This is a genomic window from Autumnicola tepida (genome assembly GCF_031846485.1).
Taxonomy (GTDB): Bacteria; Bacteroidota; Bacteroidia; order Flavobacteriales; family Flavobacteriaceae; genus Autumnicola; species Autumnicola tepida.
In genome coordinates this window covers 1-899 of sequence record NZ_JAVRHQ010000086.1, presented here as the reverse complement: position 1 = coordinate 899, position 899 = coordinate 1, and the positions used below count along the sequence as shown (strand labels likewise).

1 protein-coding gene is annotated in these 899 nt (G+C 30.6%); it reads left to right on the top strand.

The window, feature by feature from the left end; genetic code table 11:
* Nucleotides 1-55: 55 nt before the first annotated feature.
* A complete protein-coding gene (locus tag RM553_RS19495) occupies nucleotides 56-766 on the top strand; it encodes an SIMPL domain-containing protein (protein ID WP_311536635.1) in 711 nt (236 codons plus the stop codon).
* Nucleotides 767-899 lie beyond the last annotated feature (133 nt).

Here is an 899-nt window from a genome sequence, read left to right as displayed (position 1 = left end):
GGCAAAATTTTTTAGAAAAATTCAGTTAATTAACATATAACCTTTAATAACTTAAATGAAAAAGATCACACTATTGCTCATAATTGGACTTCTTTCGTCAAATTTTTATTCGCAATCAAAAAATTTTATTGATCAACCTTTCTTAGAAACTGAAGTGGAAATTGATACTTCGGTAACTCCTGATAAAATTTATTTGACGATAGTATTAAATGAAGAAGATAATAGAAATAAAAAATCAACGGAAGAATTAGAAAGATCAATGTTGATGGTTTTAAAATCTTTAAATATAGATATAGATAAAAATCTATCCCTTCTCGATTTTAGTAGTGATTTTAAGAAATATTTTTTGAGTTCACAACAAGTGCTTAAAAGTAAGATGTACTCTTTACTTGTAAACGATGCTCGCAAAGCCGGAGAAGTTTTAGCTGGATTAGAAAAAGTAGAAATTTCTAACGTGTCAATTGCAAAGACAGAATATTCCAAATCAGAAGAATTAATTATAGAATTAAAAACCCGAGCTATTGCAAAAGCAAAACGTAATGCTGAAAAAATGCTAAACCCATTAAATCAGAAACTGGGAAAAGCTATTTTTATATCTGATACAAACACACCGTCAATTACAAGTCAGTTACAAGGCAAAGTAGCCGGAGTACAAATAAGGGGAGTTTCAAGTTTATACGGTAGTCGTGCACAAGAAGAAATGATGATCGATTTTGAAAAAATTGAATTTTCTTCTAAAGTTAAAGTGACATTTATAATTGAGTAAAAAACATTGCCTAACATCGGTTAACGGCCAATATGCGGTATTCCAGGAAAAAGAATAACTTAGAACTCCAAACAACAAAACAATAAGTCGACAACTCCGCGTGCTAATTTCCGCACACTGGCGTTAACCGTAA

Excerpts from the sequence above, each read along its gene's own strand:
- RM553_RS19495 (WP_311536635.1), top strand. The coding sequence starts at position 56 with ATGAAAAAGATCACACTATTGCTCATAATTGGACTTCTTTCGTCAAAT.